Source organism: Pseudomonas psychrophila, assembly GCF_001043005.1.
Taxonomy (GTDB): domain Bacteria; phylum Pseudomonadota; class Gammaproteobacteria; order Pseudomonadales; family Pseudomonadaceae; genus Aquipseudomonas; species Aquipseudomonas psychrophila.
The window spans coordinates 1-1638 of the sequence record NZ_JYKZ01000024.1; the positions used below are offsets into that span (position 1 = coordinate 1).

Below are 1638 nucleotides of genomic sequence, written 5' to 3' on the forward strand. Positions count from 1 at the left end.
TGGTCATCGGGATTCCATTCCTGTGGCTGTTTTTGTTTTTCATGCTGCCGTTCTTCATTGTGTTGAAGATCAGCTTTGCTGAAGCCGACGTCGCAATCCCGCCGTATACCGAGATCTACAGCTACGTTGAACAGAAAGTTCAGCTGCTGCTGAATCTGGGCAACTACGCCATGCTGGGCGACGACGAGCTGTATATCGCTGCCTACCTGGGCTCGCTGAAGATGGCGTTTTTCAGCACGGCGTTGTGCCTGCTGATCGGTTATCCGATGGCCTATGCCATCGCCAATGCGCGCAAAGAGATGCAGACCGTGCTGGTGCTGCTGATCATGATGCCGACCTGGACCGCGATCCTGATCCGGGTGTATGCGTGGATGGGCATCCTCAGCAACAACGGCCTGCTCAATGGCTTTCTGATGTCGATGGGCTGGATCAGCGAACCGCTGCAGATCCTCAACACCAACATCGCGGTGTACATCGGCATCGTCTATTCGTACCTGCCGTTCATGATCCTGCCGCTGTACGCCAACCTGGTGAAACACGACACCAGCCTGCTGGAAGCCGCGTCTGACCTGGGTTCGAGCACCATCAACAGCTTCTGGAAAATCACCGTTCCGTTGTCGAAAAACGGCATCATCGCCGGCTGCATGCTGGTGTTTATCCCGGTAGTGGGCGAGTTCGTGATTCCGGAACTGCTTGGCGGCCCGGAAACCCTGATGATCGGTAAAGTGTTGTGGCAAGAGTTCTTCAACAACCGTGACTGGCCGGTAGCGTCTGCGCTTGCCGTCGTCATGCTGGCGATCCTGATCGTGCCCATCATTCTGTTCAACCGCAGCCAGGCTAAAGAGCTGGAGGGCAAGATATGAATCGCTTCCGTTTTTCTAGCTTCATGTTGGTCGCGGGGTTGCTGTTCATCTACCTGCCGATGCTGATCCTGGTGATCTACTCGTTCAACGCTTCCAAGCTGGTCACGGTGTGGGGCGGCTGGTCGCTGAAGTGGTATGTAGGCCTGCTGGACAACACGCAACTGATGGGCTCGGTGATGCGCTCCCTGGAAATCGCCTTTTACACGGCGATTGCAGCGGTAGCGCTGGGCACCCTGGCGGCGTTCGTACTGACCCGTATCTCGCACTTCAAGGGTCGCACGCTGTTTGGCGGCCTGGTGACGGCGCCGCTGGTGATGCCGGAAGTGATCACCGGCCTGTCGCTGTTGCTGCTGTTCGTGGCCATGGCGCAGATGATTGGCTGGCCGCAAGAGCGTGGCATCGTCACCATCTGGATCGCCCACACCACGTTCTGCTCGGCCTATGTGGCGGTGGTGGTGTCGTCGCGTCTGCGTGAGCTGGACCTGTCGATCGAAGAGGCGGCCATGGACCTGGGTGCCAAGCCGTGGAAGGTGTTCTTTTTGATCACCATCCCGATGATCGCGCCGTCACTGGCTGCGGGCGCCATGATGTCCTTTGCCCTGTCGCTGGACGACCTGGTACTGGCCAGCTTCGTGTCGGGGCCGGGGTCCACGACCTTGCCGATGGAAGTGTTCTCGGCGGTGCGTCTGGGGGTTAAGCCCGAGATCAACGCCGTGGCCAGCCTGATCCTGCTGGCGGTGTCGCTGGTGACCTTCATGGTGTGGTTCTTCAGCCG

At 58.5% G+C, this 1638-nt stretch carries 2 protein-coding genes; both read left to right on the top strand.

What is annotated here, in order from left to right:
- The coding region (locus TU76_RS23810; protein ID WP_048352610.1) for an ABC transporter permease subunit at window positions 1-863 on the top strand (863 nt) is incomplete at its 5' end.
- Window positions 860-1638 (top strand): ABC transporter permease subunit (locus TU76_RS23815; protein ID WP_048352611.1); only part of this gene is annotated, 779 nt, incomplete at its 3' end. The genes TU76_RS23810 and TU76_RS23815, both read left to right, overlap by 4 nt.